This is a genomic window from Endozoicomonas sp. YOMI1 (assembly GCF_024606345.1).
In the GTDB taxonomy this organism is placed as follows: domain Bacteria; phylum Pseudomonadota; class Gammaproteobacteria; order Pseudomonadales; family Endozoicomonadaceae; genus Endozoicomonas.
Window position 1 is genome coordinate 1 of sequence record NZ_JAHHPM010000400.1, and the last position, 3,628, is coordinate 3,628.

3 protein-coding genes are annotated in these 3,628 nt (G+C 53.2%); all 3 read right to left on the reverse strand.

Annotation, left to right across the window (positions count from 1 at the left end; translation table 11 throughout):
* Positions 1 to 94: 94 nt before the first annotated feature.
* Genes KDK15_RS14275 through deoC form a run of 3 tightly spaced genes read right to left on the reverse strand, consistent with a single transcriptional unit; the run spans position 95 to position 3,487 of the window.
* Positions 95 to 1,330 carry a phosphopentomutase gene (locus KDK15_RS14275; RefSeq protein WP_257296056.1) on the reverse strand — a complete coding sequence of 412 codons (1,236 nt, stop codon included), beginning with the start codon at positions 1,328 to 1,330 and terminating at the stop codon, positions 95 to 97.
* Between the two features lie 23 nt (positions 1,331 to 1,353).
* Positions 1,354 to 2,673, reverse strand: coding sequence for a thymidine phosphorylase (deoA, locus tag KDK15_RS14280; RefSeq protein WP_257296058.1), 1,320 nt, complete (start codon positions 2,671 to 2,673; stop codon positions 1,354 to 1,356).
* A 1-nt stretch (position 2,674) separates the two neighbouring features.
* Positions 2,675 to 3,487, reverse strand: a complete 813-nt coding sequence (gene deoC / locus KDK15_RS14285) for a deoxyribose-phosphate aldolase (RefSeq protein WP_257296057.1) — start codon at positions 3,485 to 3,487, stop codon at positions 2,675 to 2,677.
* Between the last annotated feature and the right edge of the window lie 141 nt (positions 3,488 to 3,628).

Consider the following 3,628-nt stretch of genomic DNA (forward strand, 5'->3'; position numbering starts at 1 on the left):
TCACGCCCTTCGACAGGCTCAGGACGAACGTGGTTTTGAAACTCAGAAATGTACACATTATTCCGGGGCAATTCCTAAGTGGCAATGGCCAAACTTAGCCCTGCTCAAAGATCTCAGGCAAAAACGATGTGCCGTAGTCCATGGGCTCCAGTTCAAAATAGCTGGCCAGGGTCTGCCCGATATCGGCAAAGGTTTCCCGCTGACCCAGGGCACAAGGAATCAATTTTTTACTGAATGCCAGAACAGGAATGTGTTCACGGGTATGATCCGTTCCGGGCCAGGTTGGGTCACAACCATGGTCTGCAGTGATAATCAAAAGATCATCGTCGCCCATATAATAAAACAGGTCTGGCAGCATGGCATCCAGCTGCTCCAGCGCACCGGCGTAACCGACGACATCTCTGCGATGACCAAATGAAGAGTCAAAATCCACAAAATTGGTGAAGACAATGGTTCGATCACCCGCTTCAATCAATGCTTCACGGGTTGCTTCAAAAAGGGCTGGAATACCCGTTGCCTTGACCTTTCTGGTAATCCCCTGGTTGGCAAAGATATCGGCAATCTTGCCAATACTGACCACCTCGCCGCCACTGGCTACCAGCTTATCCAGTACTGTAGGTGCCGGCGGCAATACAGAAAAGTCCCGACGATTGCCCGTACGCTGAAAGTCTCCTGCATCATCACCAATGAATGGTCGGGCAATCACACGTCCGATGTTGTATGGTTCAAGCATCTCACGGGCAATCCGGCAGACGTCAAGCAGATGATCAAGGCCAAACGTTTCTTCATGACAGGCAATCTGAAAGACGCTATCGGCCGATGTATAGACAATCGGCTTGCCGGTTTTCATGTGCTCTTCACCCAGCGCTTCCAGAATGGTGGTACCAGAAGCATGACAGTTACCCAGAACCCCCGGAAGTTTGGCCTTTTTGACCAACTCATCCAGCAGTTCCTGAGGGAAACTGTTTTTTTCATCGTGAAAATAGCCCCAGTCAAACAGCACCGGAACACCCGCCATTTCCCAGTGGCCACTGGGTGTATCCTTACCGCTGGAGAGTTCTTTGGCATAGCCATAAGCACCGATAATCGGCATATCATTGACCATACCCTTGGGAAACTCACCACAAGCGTCCCTTGCCGCGTGAACCAGACCAAGACTGGACAGCTCCGGAAGGGTTAACGGGCCTTGTCGACCAATATCTGCGTCGCCATCGGCACAGGCCCGGGCAATATGTCCAATTGTATTGGAGCCTGCATCGCCAAATTTTTCAGCGTCTTCAGTGGCTCCAATACCGAATGAATCCATCACAAGGATGATTGCACGTTTCATTCGCTACTCCTGATCTGCCAGGGTTATGACAGTTTTTCGTATATCAGAGAATGGGTTTGCGGCGCTTGTTCAGCAACAGTGAGCGCACCGCGAAGCATGTCTGCAGCCTGGTTGCATGACGCTTCCGAACTGGCATGGAGTATGGCAATCGGCTGTGAAGGATCAATCCTGTCGCCCAACCGGCAAATGTCAGTAAAGCCTACGCCATAATCAATGGTATCAGAAGCGACTTTTCGTCCTCCGCCCAACTGCACCACGGCCATCCCCACTTCCCGGGTGTTCATGGCGGCAAGATAACCCTCTGCCTCTATATACACGGGCTTCACGATGGTCGCAGTGGGCAGGTAATGGTCATACCGTTCAACAAAGTCCGACGGGGCACCCAGACCGTGCACCATACTGCCGAAAACGTCTGCCGCCTGACCATTATCCAGTACTGACTGCAGTTTTTCCCTGGCCTGCCCAATGCCGGCAGCCAATCCCCCGGATACCAGCAGCTCTGCGGATTGCGCCATGGTAATTTCCAGCAGGCGGTCATTGCGATATTCACCGGTGAGGAACTGAACAGCTTCGCGAACCTCAACAGCATTTCCGGCAGAAGAGGCAAGGCACTGGTTCATATCCGTCAGCAATGCCGTTGTTTTCACCCCGGCACCATTGGCTACCTGAACAATACTCTGGGCCAGTTCCACCGACTGCTCGAAGGTTGGCATAAAGGCACCGCTGCCCACCTTGACATCCATCACCAGGGCATCCAGCCCTTCTGCCAGTTTTTTCGACAGAATGGAGGCGGTAATCATGGCAATGGATTCAACCGTTGCCGTCACATCACGAACCCCATAAATCCGTTTGTCCGCAGGTGCTAACTCGCCAGTCTGGCCGACAATAGCAACGCCGGTCTCTTTGACCACTTTACGGAACAACAATTCTGAGGCACTGGTGGTATAGCCAGGAATACTGTCCAGTTTGTCCAGCGTGCCCCCGGTATGCCCAAGGCCACGGCCAGAAATCATCGGCACAAAACCACCACAGGCGGCTATCATGGGGCCAAGCATCAGGCTGACCACATCGCCAACACCACCGGTGGAATGTTTATCCAATATAGGGCCCGGGAGATTATCTGATGACCAGTCCATCACCTCTCCGGAATCACGCATGGCGCAAGTCAGGGCGATTCGCTCATCAATATTCATCCCCTGAAAGTACACGGCCATGGCGAGAGCACCGATCTGGCCCTCCGACACCGAGTCATCCGTAACACCGGCAATGAAACTGCGAATCTCCTGCGCGCTGAGCGCCTCACCTTCCCGCTTACGACGAATAACTTCCTGTGGCAGAAACATATCAATACCCTTCTTTGCTGGCTTCACCCTGTTTCAGGCCTAGGGCAATCAGCAGATTCCCCAGCAGACTGCTGGCACCAAACCGATAGTGACGACGGTTTACCCAGCCATCACCCATAATGTCATCCGCCAGAGCCAGGTGTAATACAGCGTCTTCTGCGGTTCTGATACCACCGGAAGGCTTGAAACCAACCTCAGTGTTGCCACTGTCGCGGATTGCTTCCAGCATGATCCGTGCAGATTCTGGCGTTGCATTGACCGGCACCTTGCCAGTAGAGGTTTTAATAAAATCAGCACCGGCCTCAATGGCGATGTCACTGGCCTTACGAATCAGGGCAGGGTCCTTCAGCTCACCGGTTTCAATAATCACTTTCAGCAGGGCTTTTCTTTGGCCACTGGCGTCTCTTTGGCCACTGTCGTCAACACCGCAGGCATCTTTGCAGCGGCGAACCAGCTCGGCACCGACTTCTTCATTGCCCGCCATCAGCGCCCGGTATGGGAATACCACGTCAACTTCATCAGCACCATAGGCAACCGCAGCCCTGGTTTCTGCGACGGCGATAGCAATATCATCACCACCAGCAGGAAAGTTGGTTACCGTGGCAATGGCAACGTCATTCAGGCCGAGGGCGTTCAGCGTTTTACGGGCAATAGGGATGAAACGGGGGTAGATACAGACGGCAGCCGTGTTACCGACTTCGGTATGGGCCTGATGGCACAGTGCAATAATTTTCTCTGGGGTATCATCATCATTCAGGGAAGTAAGATCCATCAATTGCACAGCCTGACGGCTACGGGCATTAAGATCAGTCATGGGGCAACCCCTCGGGATAAATTGGCATTGACGGGTAGTTGAGAATAGCAATGAACGGGAAGCCCAGGAGGCTGTCCGAGAATAGACTGCCCTACGCGGCAACTGCTCCTGCGTTGCTCTAGCTCCTGCATCCATGCAGTC